Genomic DNA, 21,433 nt, shown 5'->3' with positions numbered 1-21,433 from the left:
TGAAATCGTCGGAAAAATGACTGATTTCATTGCGATTTATTTATTTTGGACTAGTTATTTCCCAGTCCCCACTTTAAAATAACTTAGTAGTCTTAAGTAGTAACTAACTCATTTAAAAGAGAATCAAAAAGATTTCACATTTTTAATACATACGCCCTTTCTCTTTTTCCATATTCAGTGAGATTCCTATATAATAAAGAGGAGAAGAATAGAAAGGATTCGATGCTATGAAAACGGAAGTCATCTCTATTGGAACGGAATTATTAATGGGTTATGTCGTAGATACGAACTCCAGTACCATTGCGAAAGAATTACTTGGGATGGGGATGGGGATTTACTATAGGCAAATTGTCGGAGATAATCCAAAACGTTTACGCGATTCTATCGAATTAGCTACTAAACGATCCGATATTATCATTCTATCCGGTGGCTTAGGCCCGACTAAGGATGATATTACAAAAGAAGTGGTCGCTGAATTCGTAGGGGACGAGATTATTTTAGATCCCAAGCAATTAGATAAAATCACAGGTTACTATAGCGACAAATACGATACGCTGCCTGATAATATGTACCGTCAGGCTCACACATTGAAAAACGGGACGACTTTCTTTAATGAAGTGGGTCTCGCTTGCGGAACAGCTTATGAACGCAAAAGAGAAGGGATGGACTCCCAGTACTTTATTCTTCTGCCGGGCCCTCCTTCTGAAATGACACATATGCTAAAGCATTACCTCAAACCGTATCTCATGGAACACGTGCAGAATAATGGTGTCATTGAGTCCCTTTACATGAATTTGTATGGTTTGGGTGAGTCAAGAGTAGCGGAACTGCTAGATGATTTAATTGAGAATCAGACGAATCCGACTGTAGCTATATATGCCAAACCGAGACAGGTTACTGTTCGTTTAACAGCTAATGCACCCGACTCTAAAACAGCTCTATCCTTAAACAAAGCTCTAGCCAAAAAGGTACTCGATTTGGTCGGGCCTTACTTTATAGGTTACGGAGAGGATCAAACCATTGAAGCGTTTGTTGTCGAACAACTAAAAGAAAGACAGCAAACACTCAGTGTGATAGAAGGCTTTACGGGAGGAGAAGTGATGGGCTCTTTAACTAAGATATCAGGGGTTTCATCTGTATTTTCCGGAGGACTGATTGCTTACACGAACAACAGCAATCATAAAGTGTTAGACTTATCTATAGAAACTGTAAATGAACAAAAAGTTAAAGAACTTGCTGAAAAAAGCTTGGAGAAATTTAATACTAATAGTGCGCTGAGTGTCATGGGTAATGTAGACTATAATGAAAACCAAAATCTCGCTTCTGGTACATTGCTTATCGCTTATGCTGAAAAAGGAAAAGAAACCCAGATGAAGGACTACCCTTTAACTGAGCGGCCGCTTGAAGTATTGCGTGTGATTGCTAAAAATGAGGCCTTTGCCTTTATGAATCAGTGCCTGAAACAGTCAATATGAGTATGTAAAAACCCCTTTTCATAAATGAGAAGGGGTTATGCTGTATCACTGCTTGTATTAATCAATAAGAGAAAAGCGAGCCTGTAAAATATCTTTTGTTACCGGTCCAACTACTCGCTCACTTATTAATCCTTTACTATCAATAAAGTAAGAAGTAGGGAGAGATTCAATTGAATAGAGGGTGGCAATGTCATCTGTCCCATACACATTTGGGAAAGTTAAATTCAATTCATCCATGAAAGAAGCCACATTGGCAATATTACTTTCTGAAGATGTGACATTCACACCCAGAACAACGACGTCCACTTGTTCTTCATAAAACTCCTGTAAATGAGGCATCTCTACACGACATGGCGGACACCAGCTGGCCCAAAAGTTTAAGAAAACTTTCTGACCTCTGAAGTCGGATAATTGCACAATGTTTCCTTCCATGTCCTGTAGCTCAAAGTCGTAGGCTATATTGCCTGGACTGATTCCGTACTGCATCATGCTCCCTTGACTAGCCACTGATTCATCAGTGTCATTAGTATCTGGGTCTATATTGTCCTCTTCAAATGATTCTTCGATTTCAACAGGGGTAGTAGTAGAGGCTTGTTCACGAACGGTCTCTTCTTCATTCAGTCCAATAACAAAGTCACCAATGATGAAGACAAACACCAGAGCCAGTAAAACCCATAACCCTTTTTTTAACATAATCTGCACTCCTTTTTAACCTAATAATTCAAACGGTGTTCCTTCTAGCCATTGAGCGAGAATTTCAGAAAATCGCTCCAGCATGCCAGTTGCCAGTAAGATACCCATGAGAATAATTAATACTCCGCCGAACTTCATGATTTTTTGGCTGTGAGAAAGTATTTTGTCCATTTTTCCAATGTAAAGTGAAACAAGCAAAAATGGAACAGTAAAGCCTATAATATATAGAGTCAAATATAAAGCAGGAGGAGAACCAGTAGATATCCCCATTAATAGTATGGATGAAAAAATAGGTCCTATACAAGGGGTCCACCCAGCTGCAAATCCAAGACCTATAAGAAAGCTAGATAAATAGCTAGTGGTTTGCCTCATTTTCAATTTTCTAGTATCTTTTAACAAAGAAGGAATTTGAAGCCAACCGGTCGTTACCAAACCAAGAATAATGATAAAAAGTCCAGCTATCCGTTGGAGGAAGGTACTGGTTGATCCAGTCATTAACTGGGTAAAGAAACTTCCTAAATAACTAACGCTTAGTCCCAGGCTGATATAGACGGTGGAGACTCCAATGATAAAGAAGATAGAATGGAGCAATACATTTTTTTTAAAGGCTTTCGATGAATTTTCAGTTACTTCTTTTACACTTTTTCCTGTAATATAAGAAAGGTATAGAGGTAAAAGAGGCAAGGTACAAGGCGACAAAAAAGAAATCGCTCCGGCACTCAATGCAGCCAATGCAGTTATTTCTGTTCCGATGACAGGTTCCTCCTTTTATAATAAAGTAAGCTTGTTAACAGGATAAATAAAGCAAACAGCGGAATAGGATAAAACACAAAATTTAAATAGATAACCGATTGGCCATAAGTTATGATTAAATGAATGAAGCCAATGATGAACAGTACGAACAGAGGATTCATCCGTTTTAAGAAAGGTGTACTGGACAACCCTATGATAATGACTATATATAAAAGAATAAATAAAACAGCCTGCACGTTTGAATAAGTATAATACAAGGAGAGATGGTTAATCAAACCAATAAAAGCAAAGAGTAAGCCGATGTTTCTAGCTTTGTCTGGGTGGTTCCAAAGTTTGTCACCATACTTCTTAACTCCCCATAGTATAATGAAAAAGGTTGCGATCCATACAACATTAGACGAAAAAAGCAAGATACGATAAGGGGTTGCCAGCACATCGTTAAAGTTCAAAATGAGGTTTGTTCCAAATAACAAGAGAACAAAATAAAAAACAACATCTGAAAAAGTGGACAACAAAGCTTTCTTTTCATGAGTTGAACCGTCTGAAAAAACGAACCAGAAAGTCATACTTAAGACAAGCGTAAGAATAGGCGTGAAAAATGGATTAGCCATGATATCTGTCAATAATGACACTCCTTTAAATCAATGGTATATCATATTGTTACAATATACCCTAGGGGGTACTTAGGAATATAGTACAGCTTTTTAATTCTATAGTCAAATGGGTCAAAAAATCAAAAGAGATGTTATAGGAAGTTAACAAGGAGGACTATGATGAAATTTTTACATACAGCCGACTGGCATATTGGGAAAATAGTCAATGAGTTTTCGATGTTGGAAGACCAGATTCATGTTTTACATCAACTCGTCGATAAGATAAAAGAGCTTGAAGTGGATGCCTTGATTATGGCGGGCGATTTATATGATAGAGCGATTCCTCCAAAAGAAGCGGTGGTTTTAGCGACAGAACTCTTTAATCGACTGATAAAGGAAGCTGGGATTCCAGTTTTAGTTATTGCCGGAAATCACGACAGTAATGAACGGTTAGAATATGGGTCAGAATTACTGGCTTCCAGTGACCTTTTTATCGAAGGAACCGTTAAAGAGTCTGTTCGAAAGGTTACGATTAAAGGCGTCAACTTTTATCTTCTGCCTTTTGCCGATCATGTCACTATAAGGCATGTGCTTGAAAACGAGGAGATAAGAGATTTGCAGGATGCAGTAAGAGAACAGGTCAAGACTATCATCAATGAGATGGATACGGATGAAGTGAATGTATTGATTGCCCATGGGTATGTTGTGAACGGTGGAAAAGACTCCCTTGAAGAATCGGAATCTGAACGCCCGTTAAGTATTGGAACAGCAGAATATGTGGATGTGGATGTATTTGAAGCTTTTGATTATGTGGCATTGGGTCATCTGCATAAAGCACAGAAAGTAAAATATGACAAAGTAAGGTATAGCGGCTCTCCTTTGAAGTACTCGAAATCAGAAGTGAATCATAAGAAACAGCATCTTTTAGTTGATTTAGAAAAAGATCGGTTACGGGTTGACTTTATAGAGACTGAGCCTTTGAGAAACATGAAAACAATGAGAGGACACTTCAAGGACATCATGCAAGGAGAGTCTGACGATTACGTCTTTTTTGAACTAGAAGATACGCATTATGTTATGGATGCGATGAATCAGTTACGCAGACGCTACCCTTACGCAATGGGGTTGGAGTATGTAGCTCAAAAAGAAACCGAACAAGCAGGAACAATTGATAAACAGCGCGCTATAGAAAAGAAAAATATGGTCGAGCTGTTTGAGGAATTTTATAGCGAGTACAAAGACACCCCACTGGATGATGAGCGCAGAGCTGTCGTAAACGGAATATGGGAAGACGTTCAAAAAGAAGAGGACATTTAATAAGAACATAAGAAAAAGACTTATCCTGAGATAAGTCTTTTTCACTAGTTTTCTTATAAGAAATAAGGGTCTTCCATTGGATCAATAACAGATTTAGGATCAGGATAGTTTGTATCGCGTCCTTCAGGTCCTAAGTCTCTTGATGTTTCTGGATGAGCCGGTTCTGTAACGACGTTTAAGTCTTCGAATCCACGAGCATTCGCTTCTTCGTTAGCTTTACGCGAATTACGAGGTGTTGGTGTCAAGTCTACTGAGTTGATATCAATGCCTAAAGCATCGGCTACTCCTTTTCCGTACTCAGGGTCTGCCTGGTAGCAGTTGTTAATATGACGGTGTTTAATTTGTAACGTACTGTCACCCATATTGCGTGCTGTATTTTCGAAAAGAACGAGTTGTTGTTCTTTAGTCATACGACGGAATAATTTACCTGGTTGAGTGTAGTAGTCGCTGTCGTCTTCACGGAAGTCGTGATACCCAATGTCTCCACCTTCAAGCATGGATTCTTTTAAGTCACGACGGTCTGTCCAGTTTCCGTAAGAGTTAGTCGCTACAGAGTTTTCACTTCCTCCGTTACCGTCCACACGCATAGCGCCATCACGGTGGTTCGTGTGAAAGTTTTGTACCCCACGAGGGTAGTTAACCGGAATTTGGTAGTGGTTGACACCTAAACGGTAACGTGCAGCGTCGCCATAAGCAAAGACACGAGCCTGCAACATACGGTCTGGTGATAAACCAATACCTGGTACTAAGTTTGCAGGCGTGAAAGCCGCTTGCTCTACATCTGCATGATAGTTATCCGGGTTACGGTTTAATTCAAATTCTCCGACTTCAATCAATGGGAAGTCTTCTTTATACCAAGCTTTAGTTAAGTCAAATGGGTTGTAATCCAAGTTTTTCGCTTCTTCTTCCGTCATCACTTGAATGTACATTTTCCATTTAGGGTATTCGCCTTGCTCAATCGCATTATATAAATCACGCTGGTGTGATTCGCGATCTTGAGCAATAACCATTTCAGCTTCCTGGTCTGTTAAGTTTTGAATCCCTTGTTGAGATCTATGGTAGAATTTAACCCATACACGTTCGCCTTCAGCGTTAATTAAGCTGTACGCGTGTGAGCTTGATCCGTGCATGAAACGGTAAGAAGAAGGCACACCGCGGTCACTCATAACAACAGTGACTTGGTGTAGAGCTTCCGGTAATGATGTCCAGAAATCCCAGTTTGTGTTTGCACTTCTCATATTCGTACGAGGGTCACGTTTAACCGCACGGTTTAAATCGATAAAGTGTTTAGGATCTCTGTGGAAAAAGACAGGTGTATTATTACCAGCTAAGTCCCAGTTCCCTTCTTCCGTATAGAATTTAAGGGCAAATCCACGAATATCACGCTCAGCGTCAGCTGCACCACGTTCACCGGCAACAGTTGAGAAACGGGCAAACATTTCAGTTTGTTTGCCAACCTCAGAAAAGATTTTGGCTTGCGTGTATTTAGTGATGTCGTTGGTCACTGTAAATGTACCGAATGCACCAGAACCTTTGGCGTGCATACGACGCTCAGGAATGACTTCACGGTTAAAGTGAGCATTCTTCTCAAGCAACCAGTGATCTTGTAGTAAAGTTGGTCCTCTTTGACCAGCAGTTATGTTTGCTTCATCATCTACGACAGGGGCTCCATTATTTGCATGCATTTCGCGAGTCTTGTCGCCTACTCTTTGGTTACGGCTTTCTTCTAATGAAGTCAAACCGTTTTTTTCCATAGGGTTTTTCATAAATGAATATCCTCCTTATAATAATAAAAATAATTTGGATGTGCTATTCTCAATTATGTATAAGCATTATCAATAAGAATGGCTTAATCAAAATTATTTTTAACATCCAACTTCAACAGTAGCATATTTTTAACACAAAATAAAGCCTTGAATGAACAATTCAAATAGTGTACTCATTTTAAATTAAGTACCAATTAATAATTGTTATTATCGAACCTATATTGTCATACCTATTTGAAACACGTTATAATAAACTAACTCGAAATGGACTGAAAAGGAGATCAATACATGCGCCCTTTAAAATTAGTTATGAATGCCTTTGGACCGTATAAAGAGAAAGTGGAAATAGATTTCACTCAATTCACCCAATCCTCTCTTTTTTTAGTGAGCGGACCAACGGGAGCTGGAAAAACAACGGTATTTGACGCAATCGCCTATGCCTTGTTTGACGGAGGCAGTGGCGATACCCGAGAAAAGGATACCTTTAAATCTGATTTCTCAAAAGACACGGACTTATGTTATGTGGAATTAGAATTCGAACTCGGAAAAGAACGGTACTTTATACATAGAGAGCCGACCCAAACGGGACCTGGTAAACGAACGAAAACGAAACAGATTCAATCCAATGTAGAGTTTCGTTACAACGGAGAAGTCCTCACTAAGCAGAAAGAAGCGAATGAAAAAATAGAAGAACTGATTGGCTTAACGTATGATCAGTTCCGCCAAATTGTGATGCTGCCACAAGGGGCTTTCAAAAAAATGCTGGAATCGGACAGTCGGGAAAAAGAGACGATTTTTCGAAATATATTCCAAACGGATATTTTCCAGTCAGTCGAAACCCGATTAAAAGAAAAAGCGCGAGACTTAGCTAAACAAAGAGAACAGTATGCTCTGTCCTTAGAACACGCTTATTCACGGATTGAAACAGAAGGCAATGAAGCGTTGGAAAAAGCGATTGAACAGATGGATACAGGAACGGTTCTTATCGAGCTAAGGGAGCTTATTGAAAAAGAAGAAACAGAATTAGAAAAAGTCAGAAAAGAATTGGTGAATGACCAGGAAGAGAAAATCAAACAAGATAAAATCCTGGACATGCTGACTCGCAAAGAAGAGCTGGATAAGGAAAAGGAGGCATTAGACGAGTTAGCAAAGACAGTCAAAAGTTATGAGGAACACCTCCAGTGGCACGATCAAGCCGTCAAACTGGCTGAAGCGCATAATGAAATCGCTGAGACGAAAAAAGAGAAAGAGGATAAAGAAGCCAGGCTTATTCGTTTAGTCGGTTTGAAAAAGGAATCCGAAAAAGATCTTACCTCTTTAGAAACAGCCCTAAAAGACATTCAAGAAGAAGTCAGTCAATTAGATGACGTACGGCAAGCTATACAGCAATTAAAAGAAGAACAGAAACAGATGGCGGCTTTAAAAGAGAAGAAAGAATTTATTCAAAGCTTAAAACAGCAGCACGTCGCGAATAAAGAATCCAGACAAAAGCTAGAGGCTAGTTTGGAAAAACTATCTCAAGAGATTCAAACGTGCCGGACACAGCTGGAGGCTTTGAATGCCCTCAAAACGAACCTGCCGAAACAGTTAAAAGCGATTAATGAGAAAAAAGAAGAGCGAGCAGAACTGAGGAAACGATTGGACGGCTTAAAAGAACTCTGTGCCCTTCGGGATAAAGGAGCAGAGGTTAAAGAAGACTTTTCAAAAGTGAATCATCAGCTTTCTGACGTGCGAGAGGAATGGCAGACAGCCAAAACGAGCTACTTCAGTAATTTAGCTGTTGTATTGGCCGGAGAACTGGAAAACGACAAAGAGTGTCCGGTATGTGGTTCAACAGACCATCCCAAAAAAGCGCACGCAACGGAAGAAGATGTGACCAAAGAACAGGTCGATGCGCTTGAAAGCCAAAAGAACCGTCTAGAAAATGACTATAACCAGCTTGGCCTGCGTCTCGAGCATTTATCAGATGAAGCCACAAAATTATGTCAGACATTCGATGTCGAGTCTGAAGAAGCCTCCAAAGCCTATGATGAAACACATGAAGAGCTTGAAGGTGTCAATCAAGTTCTTTCTCAACTTGAAAAAGAATTGGCTGAACATGAGAAACAATTAGAAGAAGAAACGGTTTATAAAGAAAAACTTGAAGCGGATCAAAAAGAGGAACGCGAACTGTCTCTTTTACTTCAAGATAACCAGTCCCACTTGAAACAGCTGGAAAGCAGACTGGAAGAAGTGGAAGTAGAATGCGTTGAGCTGGAAGCACAATTAAACTATGAAACAGAAGAAGCGATAAATAAACAAATCAAAGCCCATGAGGATCACATTAAAGAAGTAGAGACTAAACTCTCCGACAATCAAAAGGCTATTCGAAAAACAGAAACTCAATTGTCTTCTACTTTAAAAGAAATAGAGATGACGGAAGAACAGATTGAAGCATTAAAGGAAAAACTGACTTCTAAAAAAGAGTCTTTCACCCAAGTAATGGCAGAAAGTGATTTAGATGAGAAATATGAATCAGCCCTTTTAACAGATGAAAAAGTCGTGTCTATGAAAGATGAAATCGCAGATTATAAAGAAAAAAGAGCGGTTCATACGTCTCGCCTGCATGAAACCACAGCCTTTTTAGAGAAGGAAAAAGAAGTCTTATCCATAGACGAGCACGATCAAAGGTTAGAAGCTATAAAAGAAATCATGCCTCAAAAAGAAGAGTTAAGAGACCGGTTAGTCAGGGTGTCGAGCCAGAATAAGGAAGCAGAAGCATCCATTGCTCAGTTTAAAGAAGAAAGTGAAAAAATTGAAAAAGACTACCAGGTCTATGGAGAATTATCCCGTATGGCATCCGGTTCTAAAGAAACGGATTATGTTTCCTTTGAACGGTATGTGCTGGGGATATACTTCGAAGAAATCCTTCAAGCTGCCAACGCGAGGTTAACTCACATGACGAATAACCGCTTTGCTTTACATCGCAAAATTGAAAAAGCAAAAGGAGCCGGACCTCAAGGCTTGGATATGAATGTTTTCGATCATTACACCGGAAAACTTCGAGGCGTGCAGACCTTATCAGGAGGAGAAACCTTTAAAGCCTCTTTAGCCTTGGCTTTAGGACTAAGCGACGTGATTCAAAGCCAAAGCGGAGGGGTCAGAGTAGATACGTTATTTATTGATGAAGGGTTTGGAACCTTGGATTCTGATTCACTCGATATGGCTATTCAAACCTTACTCGAACTACACAAAAATGGGCGCATGGTCGGGATTATTTCCCATGTGGATGAGCTGAAAACCCGTATTCCGTCTCATATTGTCGTAGAAAAAACATCAGCCGGAAGTCGAGCCTATGTCAGAACAGGGTAATAGTGACTACTCAGTGAAAAAAATCCAATGAGTGGGTAGACTACCTGCCCCATAGTGCCCACTCAGATGGTTTTGCTGTATTGAGTGGGCAGAATAGGTGCCTTATAGTGCCCACTCGAACCCTTAGACTATAACGAGTTGGTAGAAACAAAAATTCAATAGAGATAGAAGGAAGAGCCAAATGACAAAACAGTGGAAAGCAATGATACTAGAAACAATTAAAGAGGTTAGACCCGAATTACAAGAGTTAAGTGAGTACATTTACGCCAACCCGGAATTGGGTCACGAAGAATATTTATCCTCTCAAGCTCATGTGGCGTTACTTGAAAAGCATGGCTTTGAAGTGGAGTACCCTTACCTTGGCATCGACACAGCCTTTAAGGCCGTCTATAAAGGAAAGACTGACGGGCCTACTATTGCGTATTTATCTGAGTATGATGCGCTTCCTGGTATTGGGCATGGATGTGGGCACAATTTGTTGGGTGCTACAGATACGGGAGCGGGGCTTGTTTTATCTAAACTAGTGGATGAAGTAGGAGGAACGGTGGTTGTTTTAGGTACGCCGGCTGAAGAAACAAACGGAGACAAGGTCACAATGGCGGATGCTGGAACCTTTGATCAGGTGGATATTGCTTTTTGTACGCATCCATCTGACGGGTATTACGCGAGTGGGACATCTATGGCTATGGAAGCTATTGCTTTTAACTTCTATGGGAAAACGGCTCATGCAGCGGCTGCGCCTTTCGAAGGTATTAACGCCCTTGACGGGTGCTTGAATACCTTCAATAGTATTAATTCCCTTCGCCAGCAAATCCATCCGACAGCTCGTGTTCATGGCGTCATTACTCACGGAGGAGAAGCCGCAAATATTATCCCTGAGTTTGCCCGAGCTGAGTTTTATGTCCGTGCCATGGATATGCCTTACTTGAATGAGTTGCGTGAAAAAGTGATTCGCTGCGCTGAAGCCGGTGCCTTGGCCGCAGGATGCCGCATGGAATGGGAGTATTACGAAACAGGTTATAAGAATATGATTACAAACGAAACCTTATCCAAGCGTTATAACGATAATATGAAAGAGTTAGGCATTGAGATGTTAGTGGATGAGCGGGATTCCATGGGATCGATGGATATGGGGAATGTCAGTCAGGTCGTTCCGGCAATCAATCCTTACTTTGAAATCACGAATGGGAAAGCCATCTCTGCTCATACGGTAGAGTTTAGAGACTGCACTAAAACAGAAGAAGCGTATGAAGCGATGGAAAAAACAATAGAAGGACTCACTTTAACAGCCTTGGACTTAATTCAGGACACGGAGTTATTAAAACAAGTAAAAAAAGAGTTTGCTGAGCAAGTCTAGTATGATTTCGTTTGAATTAGTATAAAGGAGCATGCTTATCAAAAAGAATAGACTTCATTCTTATATTGCTGTTTTCTCACTCGTTCTCCTGTTTGGAATAATAGGATATGATGTTGTCAATCGTCGTGAATTTCGAGAAGGTTACAGTGCTTTATTTATTGATGAACGGGAAGAAATCATCAGGTCGGATATTACGATTGATGAACTTGAAGATCTGGAATATCAATGGGGAAAATTGATAGGGATGGGAGATTTAGAAAGGTTAGCTACAATCGAGAGAATAAAAAGGACTATTGAAAATGACTAAAGGAATGAGGTAGAGAAATCTACCTCATTTATCGAAACTCCTATATTCATAATGAGTCAATAAAAAGAGGCAGAATTTTCTGCCTCTTTCTTCATATGGTTTTAGAATAACTTGCCTGGATTCAATCGATTATCCGGATCAAATACGGCTTTTATTTTACGCATATAGTATAGGTTGACAGGAACTGTCATTTTTTCTAAATACTTTTTCTTCACTATACCAATACCGTGTTCGGCTGAAGGCAGGCCACCTAGTTCTTGCACTTTCTGATATAAATCATCTAGTAAATGAGACCGCTTTTCTAGCCATTCTTCCTCGCTTAATTCGCCTTTCATTAATACAGTGTGTACATTTCCGTCTCCTGAATGCCCAAAGTTAATGACACCAAGACCGTGTTTATCTTGCAGTGCTTTGGTGTACCGAACTAACTCTGCAAATTGATTAATGGGAACGACTTCATCCAACATCTCATACTGGGTAAAAGCCATGAGACCGATTAATATAGCATCTCGTAAAGCCCAAGCTTTTTCGGCTTCCTCTTCTGACAAAACATGAGTCTCAAGGGCTAAATTGTTCGTCGCTGCTTTGACTGAGCCCGCCCGTCCTTCTAATTCCTTAGAATCATTTCCGTCTAAAGTCATCAGCAAGTAAGCTTCTCCTGCTTGTGTTTGAAGAGGGTACCCTAAGTGTTGTTCAGCGTAATAAAGGGCTTCTTTTTCAAACAATTCAATTCCAGAAGGGTCAGCCCCGCTAGCTAAGATAGCCAGTGCTCCATCTGTTGCTTTTCCTACATCTTCAAAGGCAAGTAAAATGGAAGTACTCGCTCTTGGCAAGGGAATCAATTTTAACTTTATTTGAGTGGTAATGCCTAACGTACCTTCAGAACCAATGAATAAATCTTTCAAGTCATAGCCGGAACTGCTTTTAATGTTCATGCTGCCAAGAGTCATATCTTCTCCACTGGGTAAAACAACCGTCATTTCACGGACGTAATCCCGAGTCGTACCGTATTTAACAGCTCTTAAACCACCTGCATTCGTCGCTACATTGCCCCCAATAGAGGAATGTTTAGAAGCAGGATCAGGGGGATAGAAGTAGCCTTTTTTCTCTACATAGTCATGAATATCTCCAACTAGTACACCAGGTTCAACTGTAAGAGTTAACGTCTCTTCATCTAGTTCACCAATCTGATTCATAAGATGCACATCAATAATCAATTCATTTCCTTGGATAGGAACTTGAGAACCAGCCACACCTGTTCCAGCTCCTCTAGCTAGAATAACTAAGTTTTCTTGTTTAGCAAATTGAACTAATGCCACCACTTCTTCGTGTGTTTGCGGTAGGGCAACGCCGTAAATAGGTGGAATGTCTTTCACATAAGGGTCTTCCAAGTATTGACTGGGGACATCCTTTCCCAAAAATAACCGGTCAGAATCTTGAATAATCTCTTTAATAGTTAACATAAATACCCTCCAAATCGTTCTAGTATACAGAATACTTCACATATTCAGTCTTTTCTTAACGCTTTCATCATATCGCTGAAAAAGCTTTTTGTCTATTCTTTTAAGTATTTAAGTAACTTAATTTCACATGCTGAAACATTTCTAAATATTGCTTTTGAGAATGTAAGCCTATATGATTAAATTACAAAAAATAAAGGAGTTTTTACTTATGTCAAAGAAAATTATAGAATCAGCTCAAGCCCCACAAGCTATCGGACCGTATTCTCAAGCTGTCGTTCATGGAGACACGGTTTATGTTTCGGGTCAATTACCTATTGATGCAAAAGAAGGGAAAATAACGGCCACAACAATCAAAGGCCAAACAGAACAATCCCTCAAGAATGTTCAGTATATTTTGAAAGAACACGGACTAGACCTATCTCATGTGCTGAAAGTCACGGTCTTATTATCAGATATAGGGAATTTCTCAGAAATGAACGAAGTATACGCAGAATTCTTTCAAGAGCCTTATCCAGCTCGTGCAGCCTATGAAGTTGCTAATTTACCTAGCGATGCTTTAGTTGAAATTGAAGTGATTGCAGGGAAATAGGTCCCCAGTTGAATTGCTTTTAGACAGAAGAACCGTTACTATTAAATAGAATACTTACTATTTATAAGGATGAGGTGCTGTTTTGAAAATTGAAGTATGGTCAGATTTTGTCTGTCCCTTTTGTTATGTCGGAAAACGCATTTTAGAAAATGCACTGGAGAAATTTGAGCACAGTGACGACGTGGAAGTCACCTTTAAAAGTTATGAACTTGATCCCACTTCTGTCAGTGATGAATCTGTTCATTTTGAAGAAGAATTAGCTAAAAGGAAAAATATGTCTTTAGATAATATAAAAGAAATGAATGAGAGCATTATATTGCGTGCAAAGGAAGTAGGATTAGATTATAACTTTGACAACATGAAACAAACCAATACATTGGATGCGCATCGTTTAATGAAATACGCAGACACTCAAGGTAAGGGCGAGGCCTATACAGAGCGCGTTTTGAAAGCTCACTTTGAGGAGTCCGAATTCATTGGTAGTCAGGATACTCTCGTGCGTTTAGCCACTGAGGTTGGTTTAGATGAATCAGACTCTCGCGGAGTACTTGAAAGCGGAAAGTATTTAGATGAGGTACGGGCTGATCAGGCGGAAGCCACACAGCTGGGCGTGCAAGGGGTGCCGTTTTTCGTGATAAACCGGAAGTATGCTGTTTCCGGGGCTCAACCTGAAGAGTTGTTTCTTCAGACTTTAGAAAAAGTATGGGCTGAAGAAAACTAAAAGAGATACTCTAGACAGTTTTGAAACGAATTGCTATACTATAATGAAATGAATAGTAAAGCTGAAGTATTGCCACCGGGTAATACTTTCATAAACGCTCGGCTCCACACCGTTAGGTCATAGAAGGTGTGGGGGCCTGGCGTTTTTTATATTTCAAAAGGTATTAACTCCCTTCAGGGCTAGACGAGAGCATCGAAGGGAGTTTAAATCCATCATTAACTCCCTTTATCAAAATAATTTAAGCTGAAGGGAGATAAGTGTCCGAAAAGTCTTAACTACTATCTCAAGTGAAACGAAAGAGTGAAAAAAATGGAGAACCAGACTGTTAAATTAAAATCATCAACGAGTTTGTTCAAAAACTTTGTAAAGTATGCCTCTCTTAATATGATAGGGATGCTTGGTGTGTCTTTATTTATATTAGCTGACACCTTTTTTATAGCAAACGGGGTAGGGGCCGATGGATTAGCTGCATTAAACCTCGTGCTGCCAGTCGTTCAGGTGATGAATGGACTCGGCTTAATGATAGGGATGGGGGCAGCCACTCGTTTTTCCTTAACGAAATCTCAGGAAGATACTCAAACTGTGAATGTTCGATTTAGTATAGCGGCTTATGTCCTGTTGTTTTTATCTCTAGTATTATCCATAATCGGCCTGTTTTTCTCACGCCCTTTAAGTGCCTTTCTAGGAGCTGATGGGAGTACATTAAATTTATCCACTACATATGTCAGGTGGATGCTTTCTTTTGCGCCTTTCTTTATGTTTAATTTATTTATTCAATGTTTTGTTCGAAATGATGGGAATCCAGGCTTAGCTATGAAAGCTATGCTTATTGGGAGCTTCTCTAATATTCTGCTGGATTACCTCTTTATCTTTCCGCTTGGATGGGGAATGGCTGGTGCAGCATCGGCTACAGCTTTCTCTCAAATAATCAGTCTCGGCGTCATGAGTATGCATTTCTCAACTGGGAAAAACACCTTTACACTTTTAAGATTAAATGAATTAAGAAACCATCCCGTTTGGTCAGAAAAGAAGCAGGAGTTAAAAGAAATATTGAGCCTTGGTTTCCCTACTTTTTTATCTGAACTTTCATTAGGTGTTATTTTGCTGTTATTTAATAGTTTACTTCTAGCCGTTAGAGGAACCATCGCTGTTTCGGCATATGGAATCATTGCGAACTTATCGATTGTGTTGACTGCTTTGTTTAATGGGTTGGCTCAAGGAGTGCAGCCTTTAATGAGCTTGACTTATGGAGAGAGCAGAGAAGAGGGGGAGAGTGAATCGAATGAAGTGCGTACCTTATTTCGCTACGGTGTTGTGACTTCCTTGCTCTTAGCCTTCCTTTTATATGGACTGATTCTACTTTTCCCTGAATCTATCGTCAGTCTATTTAACAATGATAATATTCCAGAGCTGACACAGATTGCCGTAAGAGGCTTAATGATTTATTTTGCGGCTTACCCTTTTATCGGTCTGAATATTTTTATCGCTAACAGTTTATCGGCTATCAACCAACCGAAACGCGCTTTGATTATTACGCTGTTACGCGGCTTTTTATTGGTTATTCCGGTCACACTTGTATTGGCCTACTTCTTTGAAATAACAGGTATTTGGGCATCGGCTCCTCTATTTGAAATGCTGACGGCACTTGTAGCGATTTACTTCTGGAACACAAAGAAAGCGAAAAAGACAGGATAGATAAACGGAATCAATTGTATACATGCTATCCCTCCTATATACTAAATGAGTAATTATATATAATTTAATTCATGATGAAAGAAGAGATATCTATGTGGGATTGGTTTGTGGGGTTGAGCCCGACGATGCAAACATTGCTAGCGACATTATTTACATGGGGAATGACTGCAGCAGGGGCCTCCCTTGTGTTTACGGCAAAGCGAGTGAATCAGAAAGTGATGGACGGTATGCTTGCCTTTGCAGGGGGAGTCATGATTGCAGCGAGTTTCTGGTCTTTGCTTCAGCCAGCTATTGATATGGCTGAAGATGGTCCGGTACCTTCATGGATTCCAGCAGCTGTTGGATTTATGCTGGGCGGGTTGTTCTTGTGGGGAGTAGATAAGCTGTTACCTCACTTACATCCAGCCCTCGATCAAACGGGATCCGAATCAGGAAAAAGAGGAGCAGAAGGGATTCGTCCTGAAAGTTACCGTAGAAGTACTTTACTTGTTTTAGCTATCACCCTTCACAATATACCCGAGGGGTTTGCGGTAGGGGTGGCCTTTGGAATGGTGGCTCAGACAGGGGACATGTCTCAACTGATTGGAGCCGTTACATTGGCAATTGGGATGGGACTTCAAAACTTTCCAGAAGGAACTTCTGTATCCATGCCCCTGAGACGTGAAGGGATGTCAAGAGGCAAGGCTTTCTGGTATGGGCAGTTATCAGGTTTTGTTGAGCCGGTTTCGGCTTTACTTGGATTATGGTTAGTGTCTTTCGTTCAGCCGCTGCTTCCGTATGCTTTGGCTTTTGCCGCAGGAGCCATGATATTTGTGACAGCTGAAGAAGTCATACCGGGTTCTCAGGAAAATGGCAACAGGGACTTGGCAGCTATCTGGTTAATGATTGGGTTCACCGTTATGATGATACTAGATGTTGCTTTGGGATAACAGCATACAAAAAACTCACTCTTAACGGGAGTGAGTTTTTATTCATCACAGACACCCATTTCTCTCTGGTAATGTCTTATCCCTTCATTAAATTGTCGCAAGACACTATCGGGTACAATTTGATCAAGATAGTCGGTAATATTTTTAAATGTTTCGTCAAAGGGGTTACTGCCCCCTACCCGTTTCTTTTTTCCTTTAGCATAAATGGTTAGAAAGGTATAGCCTCCATCCATTGAACCTACGTTGCTCAAATCTTTTGGGAGAGAATAGAAATCACTTGCTTCAACTAGTACCTGTAATACTTCTAAATCTTCAGCAGGCACTTCAAAGTTAACTATACGCGGAGCTTCTCGGTCAATTCCAATAGATGTATTAATCGGCGTAGAGACAGTTCCTTTGCTGTCTTTAAATAGAGTAATATGAGTGGAATATAAATTATAGGTTAGATCTGGTCCATATGAACCATATTCGTATACAACATAAGGCTTGTTTTCGTTTGAAAAAGTAAGGGGTGTTGATTTGGAAAAAAAGGGAGTAGGCAAAAATAAATGAGATAATGGCATGGTGCTTAAACTCCTTTTAATAGGTTTTTATCAAAGAAATCATACCGTAGTGATGGGATAGTATACAATTGGCTGAGGCTATTAATAGCTATCAAATCGGAAATAGTATAGAATTTGATTACACAGAAGAAAGAGGTGATACTATGTTCAAAGCTTTTATATTTGATGTAGATGGCACATTAATCGATACTGAAAAAGCAGCTATCAGTGCCTTACAAGCTGTTTTGTCTGAAAAGGGAAAAGAATATACGAAAGAAGAACTAGCCTTTGCTTTTGGCTTGCCTGGTGTAGAGTCATTAAAAAAATTAGGGATAGAAAACCCTGAAGAAGTACAAGTAGAGTGGGCGGAAAGAATGATTTCAGACTATTCAAAGGACATGCAGTTATTTGATGGAATAGAAAAAGTGTTACACAAACTGGCTAAACAAACAGTCCGACTAGGTATTGTCACTTCGAAAACAAGAGAAGAATACATTGAGCAATTCCAAGAATATAATATACATATGCTTTTCGAACAGGCTATCACAGCGGATGACACTGAAAAGCATAAACCGGATCCCGAACCATTGAAGGCTTGTTTAACCCGAATGCACACTGAGGCAAGAGATGCCGTCTACATCGGAGATACTCTTTATGACATGCACTGTGCTCAGAGTGCAGGGGTTAAGTTTGCCTTGGCATCGTGGGGAACGCGTTCGAGAGAAGAGTTTGTGGATGCAGATTATATTCTTGAAAAACCGAAAGATATTTTAAACTTATAGTCAAAAAAACTCACTCAGGCCACACCGAGTGAGTTTTATTAGTATGATTGAAAGCTTTATAATTTTAAAGCGCCTTCTGCTTCCGTAATAGATTCTTTATCCAAAGCATTGACTTGGCAGAAGTAGGTTAAGAAATTCTCCACTTCTTCACGTTCTTCGCCTGTTCTCATATCAATGATATCTTTCAGCATCTGTGCAACCCATATATTATCAAAGTAACGGTATTTACCGGAATTCCACGTGGTGCGTTCAGGGTAATTTTTGTTTTTGTAATAATTCCAGAAGAGCATTTTATCTGCTTCCTCATCCGTTAATTGGATTCTATATTTAGAATGAGCAGGAATCACTCCATCTTCGTTTGTGCTTCCTGAAAATGTTTCAGGAACCATAAACAGACCAAGAATCCGCCTTTCTGTTTCCTCTTGTTCTTCTTCTCTAGCAGTAAGGACAATAGCACTATTTGGACGTAAACGAGCGGCTCTGCTTGGTGTTCCTTTGTTCGCTCCGCTTTGAACTTTTCCAGTTGAAACCTCCCAATCAGAAAAGATGGTTTCTTGCTCTTCTTCATCCAACCAGAAAACAGCTTGAGAACTTTCGTGAAGGCGACCATTTTTTAATTTGCGTTTTTGTTTCTTAATAATTAACTTTTGTCGTCTTTCTTCTTTCTCTTCTCTTAATTGTTCTTCTTCCTCTGATTTCAACTGTTTGACAACTTTTTCCATTGATTGAGCCACAGCAGGATCTTTAAGTGAAATAAAGCTATCAAAGGCATCGGGATAAACGAATTCTTTCTTATCATTATCAAATTTAACCGTTAATATCGTGTCATTATGACTAACAATATGACCCTCACCAAAAACCTTATGTGTAATTTTCTGATTAGTTAAGTCCATTGAATCCTTCTCCTTATATGATATAGTCGGGTTAGATACAAAAAAACGCACTCAAAATCTATTAATAGACAATGCGTACGACTGCTAGCAATTAACATTTCCTTCACTATTATAACACACATCTTTGAAAAAGCGAAATTCACTCTTGACACAGCATACATCCTGTTGTATAATTTTTAGATTTTAGAAAGAAAAAGATCTATTTAAAAGTATGATATAGTTAAGGTAGATTATTTTGGAGGCGACACGCATGATTGAAGAAATAAAAAAGGGATTATTGAATTTTCAACACTTCACCTATAAGAAATATGAAAAACTGTACCAGGATTTGCAGGGAAGACAGAGTCCCCACACATTATTTATTGCCTGTTCTGATTCTAGAGTCAGTCCGGAAATTTTGACAGACAGTGATCCAGGAGAGGTCTTTAAGATTCGAAATATTGCCAATACGGTACCATCATTTGAATCCAGTCAGTATGATTTAACCACTGTCTCAGCCATTGAATATGCGGTGGAGGTATTAAAGGTAAAAGAAATTATCATATGCGGCCATTCCAACTGCGGAGGGTGTGCGGCTGCACTTTCCGGAACAGATCAATTGTCTCATTTACCTTATACACGAGACTACTTGAAACCTTTAGAGGAAGTTCGCCAAAAGATTGATAAGCTCATAACAGAGGAAGATTTAGAAAAGAAAGCCACATTGATGGAACAGATGAATGTGGTCGAACAATTGAAGCATTTAAAAGAATATCCATCCATTATGGAAAAGGTGCAAAAAGGAGATCTTGAATTAGAAGGGTGGCACTATGATATAGGGACGGGCCAAGTTCATGTATATGATGAAGCAGGCGAGGTATTTATAGACACAAACGCCTTCGATTCGGATTAACGCAATAGTGAAAGAAACTACACTATACAGGAGGTGTCTGCATGAAATTCGGTATGCGAAAACCAAGCGTAAAACGGTCACTAAAAGCACGAACAACAGGCCGTGTCAAACGTTCAGTTAAGCGAAAAGTTGTACCCGGATACGGGAAAAAAGGAATGGGCTGGGTTCGAAACCCTAAAAAGGCCGCTTACAATAAAGTATATAAGAAAACGACTTTTTCTTTCTGGGATTTATTCAAGTAAGGCCTGAGTACTCAATAGCGACGATTTGAAATGAATATGCTACCATACATTTAGTGAATGGATATACGAAAGGAAGTAGACTGAAATGAAAACCATAGCTATTGAAGCATTCGGACCAGCAGAAAATTTGAAACTAGTCACCTTAGATAAACCCACAATTAAAGATAATCAAGTATTGATAGAAACCTACGCCTTTTCGATTAATCCTGTCGACTGGAAGAGACGAGAAGGCTACATGGGCGGAGATTTTCCTATGGTATTAGGAGGCGATGTGGCAGGAGTCATCGTTGAAGTGGGGGCAGACGTGACGGACTTGAAAGTCGGAGACCGCGTATTCGCTAACGCCGCTCGAACCTATGCTGAATATGTGCGAGCAAGAGCCGAAGTGACAAGCATCATCCCTGACACCATTTCATTCGAAGAAGCTGCCTCCATTCCACTGGCCGGCCAAACAGCTTGGGAATCCTTGGTGGACAAAGGAAAAATAAAAGAAGGCGATGATGTCCTTATCCATGCGGGGGCTGGGGGCGTCGGATCGTTAGCCATTCAACTAGCTAAACATTTCGGTGCCTATGTCTCAACGACAGCCAGCAAAAGCAATGAAGAATTTGTCATATCACTAGGAGCCGACCATTTTATTGACTACAAAACCGAAGCCTTTGAAGAAAAAGTAAAAGACTATGACCTCGTACTCGATACGATAGGCGGAGACACACTAGAAAAAAGCTACTCTGTCTTAAAAAAAGGCGGCCGATTGGTTTCACTGGTCCAGGAACCTGCCGAAGAAAAACTAAGAGAACATGGCATTGAAGGCATACAGTTCAGCATGAAGCCGACTGGTGCACGATTAAAAGAACTCACTACATTATTAGCCGAAAACAAACTCGTTCCAGTGGTCACTGAAGAATACCCCTTCACTGTTGAAGGAGTAAGAGAAGCCCATAAGCAAAGCCAGTCAGGACACACACGAGGCAAGTTAGTTATTAAAGCAAAATAATAAATAAAGGGACTGGGAAAAAACTCAGTCTAAATAAATCAGCCCAGCCATTTATGTTAAAAAATAAATGGCTGGG

Annotated in this window: 20 protein-coding genes; 13 read left to right on the top strand and 7 right to left on the bottom strand. The window is 40.0% G+C overall.

Annotation, left to right across the window (positions count from 1 at the left end; translation table 11 throughout):
- The first annotated feature begins 227 nt into the window (after positions 1-227).
- Positions 228-1,475 carry a CinA family nicotinamide mononucleotide deamidase-related protein gene (locus ABDZ53_RS07480; protein WP_343755135.1) on the top strand — a complete coding sequence of 416 codons (1,248 nt, stop codon included), beginning with the start codon at positions 228-230 and terminating at the stop codon, positions 1,473-1,475.
- Positions 1,476-1,532: 57 nt separating this feature from the next.
- Here the strand turns inward: ABDZ53_RS07480 and ABDZ53_RS07475 are convergent, their stop codons facing one another.
- Genes ABDZ53_RS07475 through ABDZ53_RS07465 form a run of 3 tightly spaced genes read right to left on the bottom strand, consistent with a single transcriptional unit; the run spans position 1,533 to position 3,544 of the window.
- Positions 1,533-2,168, bottom strand: a complete 636-nt coding sequence (locus ABDZ53_RS07475; RefSeq protein ID WP_343755133.1) for a TlpA family protein disulfide reductase — start codon at positions 2,166-2,168, stop codon at positions 1,533-1,535.
- A gap of 15 nt (positions 2,169-2,183) precedes the next feature.
- Entirely contained in the window at positions 2,184-2,900 is a 717-nt protein-coding gene (locus ABDZ53_RS07470; protein ID WP_343755131.1) for a cytochrome c biogenesis CcdA family protein, read from the bottom strand.
- Positions 2,901-2,905: 5 nt separating this feature from the next.
- Positions 2,906-3,544, bottom strand: coding sequence for a hypothetical protein (locus ABDZ53_RS07465; protein ID WP_343755129.1), 639 nt, complete (start codon positions 3,542-3,544; stop codon positions 2,906-2,908).
- A 150-nt stretch (positions 3,545-3,694) separates the two neighbouring features.
- Here ABDZ53_RS07465 and ABDZ53_RS07460 point away from each other — a divergent pair, with 150 nt between their 5' ends.
- Positions 3,695-4,831 (top strand): exonuclease SbcCD subunit D, encoded by a 1,137-nt coding sequence (locus ABDZ53_RS07460; RefSeq protein ID WP_343755127.1) that lies wholly within the window; start codon positions 3,695-3,697, stop codon positions 4,829-4,831.
- Between the two features lie 53 nt (positions 4,832-4,884).
- Here ABDZ53_RS07460 and ABDZ53_RS07455 read toward each other — a convergent pair whose 3' ends face one another.
- On the bottom strand, positions 4,885-6,597 hold the full coding sequence (locus ABDZ53_RS07455; RefSeq protein WP_425541686.1) for a catalase: 1,713 nt from the start codon (positions 6,595-6,597) through the stop codon (positions 4,885-4,887).
- Positions 6,598-6,885: 288 nt separating this feature from the next.
- Between ABDZ53_RS07455 and ABDZ53_RS07450 the strand changes: the two genes are divergently transcribed.
- The 3 genes from ABDZ53_RS07450 (at position 6,886) to ABDZ53_RS07440 (ending at position 11,612) form a co-directional block, all read left to right on the top strand.
- A complete protein-coding gene (locus tag ABDZ53_RS07450) occupies positions 6,886-9,948 on the top strand; it encodes an AAA family ATPase (protein ID WP_343755125.1) in 3,063 nt (1,020 codons plus the stop codon).
- 181 nt (positions 9,949-10,129) lie between these two features.
- A complete protein-coding gene (locus ABDZ53_RS07445) occupies positions 10,130-11,305 on the top strand; it encodes a M20 family metallopeptidase (RefSeq protein ID WP_343755123.1) in 1,176 nt (391 codons plus the stop codon).
- Positions 11,306-11,336: 31 nt separating this feature from the next.
- On the top strand, positions 11,337-11,612 hold the full coding sequence (locus ABDZ53_RS07440; protein ID WP_343755121.1) for a hypothetical protein: 276 nt from the start codon (positions 11,337-11,339) through the stop codon (positions 11,610-11,612).
- Between the two features lie 101 nt (positions 11,613-11,713).
- Here the strand turns inward: ABDZ53_RS07440 and ABDZ53_RS07435 are convergent, their stop codons facing one another.
- The gene (locus ABDZ53_RS07435) at positions 11,714-13,075 is read right to left on the bottom strand and encodes an FAD-binding oxidoreductase (RefSeq protein ID WP_343755119.1); all 1,362 of its coding nucleotides are present in this window, start codon (positions 13,073-13,075) and stop codon (positions 11,714-11,716) included.
- A gap of 208 nt (positions 13,076-13,283) precedes the next feature.
- On the opposite strand from ABDZ53_RS07435, the gene ABDZ53_RS07430 reads away from it, so the two are divergent.
- The 4 genes from ABDZ53_RS07430 to ABDZ53_RS07415 all read left to right on the top strand — a co-directional run bounded on the left by ABDZ53_RS07430 (position 13,284) and on the right by ABDZ53_RS07415 (position 17,009).
- Positions 13,284-13,664 (top strand): RidA family protein, encoded by a 381-nt coding sequence (locus ABDZ53_RS07430; RefSeq protein WP_343755117.1) that lies wholly within the window; start codon positions 13,284-13,286, stop codon positions 13,662-13,664.
- An 82-nt stretch (positions 13,665-13,746) separates the two neighbouring features.
- Positions 13,747-14,385, top strand: coding sequence for a DsbA family oxidoreductase (locus ABDZ53_RS07425; RefSeq protein ID WP_343755115.1), 639 nt, complete (start codon positions 13,747-13,749; stop codon positions 14,383-14,385).
- A 309-nt stretch (positions 14,386-14,694) separates the two neighbouring features.
- The gene (locus ABDZ53_RS07420; protein WP_343755113.1) at positions 14,695-16,080 is read left to right on the top strand and encodes an MATE family efflux transporter; all 1,386 of its coding nucleotides are present in this window, start codon (positions 14,695-14,697) and stop codon (positions 16,078-16,080) included.
- A 92-nt stretch (positions 16,081-16,172) separates the two neighbouring features.
- The gene (locus ABDZ53_RS07415; RefSeq protein ID WP_343755111.1) at positions 16,173-17,009 is read left to right on the top strand and encodes a ZIP family metal transporter; all 837 of its coding nucleotides are present in this window, start codon (positions 16,173-16,175) and stop codon (positions 17,007-17,009) included.
- Positions 17,010-17,047: 38 nt separating this feature from the next.
- Here the strand turns inward: ABDZ53_RS07415 and ABDZ53_RS07410 are convergent, their stop codons facing one another.
- Positions 17,048-17,572, bottom strand: coding sequence for a hypothetical protein (locus tag ABDZ53_RS07410; RefSeq protein ID WP_343755109.1), 525 nt, complete (start codon positions 17,570-17,572; stop codon positions 17,048-17,050).
- A 143-nt stretch (positions 17,573-17,715) separates the two neighbouring features.
- Here ABDZ53_RS07410 and ABDZ53_RS07405 point away from each other — a divergent pair, with 143 nt between their 5' ends.
- On the top strand, positions 17,716-18,333 hold the full coding sequence (locus ABDZ53_RS07405; RefSeq protein WP_343755106.1) for an HAD family hydrolase: 618 nt from the start codon (positions 17,716-17,718) through the stop codon (positions 18,331-18,333).
- A 56-nt stretch (positions 18,334-18,389) separates the two neighbouring features.
- On the opposite strand, the gene ABDZ53_RS07400 is transcribed toward ABDZ53_RS07405, so the two are convergent.
- On the bottom strand, positions 18,390-19,226 hold the full coding sequence (locus ABDZ53_RS07400; RefSeq protein ID WP_343755104.1) for a hypothetical protein: 837 nt from the start codon (positions 19,224-19,226) through the stop codon (positions 18,390-18,392).
- Between the two features lie 250 nt (positions 19,227-19,476).
- Here ABDZ53_RS07400 and ABDZ53_RS07395 point away from each other — a divergent pair, with 250 nt between their 5' ends.
- The 3 genes from ABDZ53_RS07395 (at position 19,477) to ABDZ53_RS07385 (ending at position 21,357) form a co-directional block, all read left to right on the top strand.
- Complete coding sequence (locus tag ABDZ53_RS07395; protein ID WP_343755102.1) at positions 19,477-20,118, top strand: carbonic anhydrase; 642 nt, start codon at positions 19,477-19,479, stop codon at positions 20,116-20,118.
- 41 nt (positions 20,119-20,159) lie between these two features.
- Positions 20,160-20,360 (top strand): hypothetical protein, encoded by a 201-nt coding sequence (locus ABDZ53_RS07390; RefSeq protein WP_343755100.1) that lies wholly within the window; start codon positions 20,160-20,162, stop codon positions 20,358-20,360.
- 85 nt (positions 20,361-20,445) lie between these two features.
- Positions 20,446-21,357 (top strand): NADP-dependent oxidoreductase, encoded by a 912-nt coding sequence (locus ABDZ53_RS07385; RefSeq protein WP_343755098.1) that lies wholly within the window; start codon positions 20,446-20,448, stop codon positions 21,355-21,357.
- Positions 21,358-21,433 lie beyond the last annotated feature (76 nt).

It is taken from the genome of Alkalibacterium iburiense (genome assembly GCF_039521845.1).
Lineage (GTDB): Bacteria > Bacillota > Bacilli > Lactobacillales > Carnobacteriaceae_A > Alkalibacterium > Alkalibacterium iburiense.
Note: the sequence above shows the minus strand (reverse complement) of the source record. Positions and strands in the feature narration are given on the sequence as shown.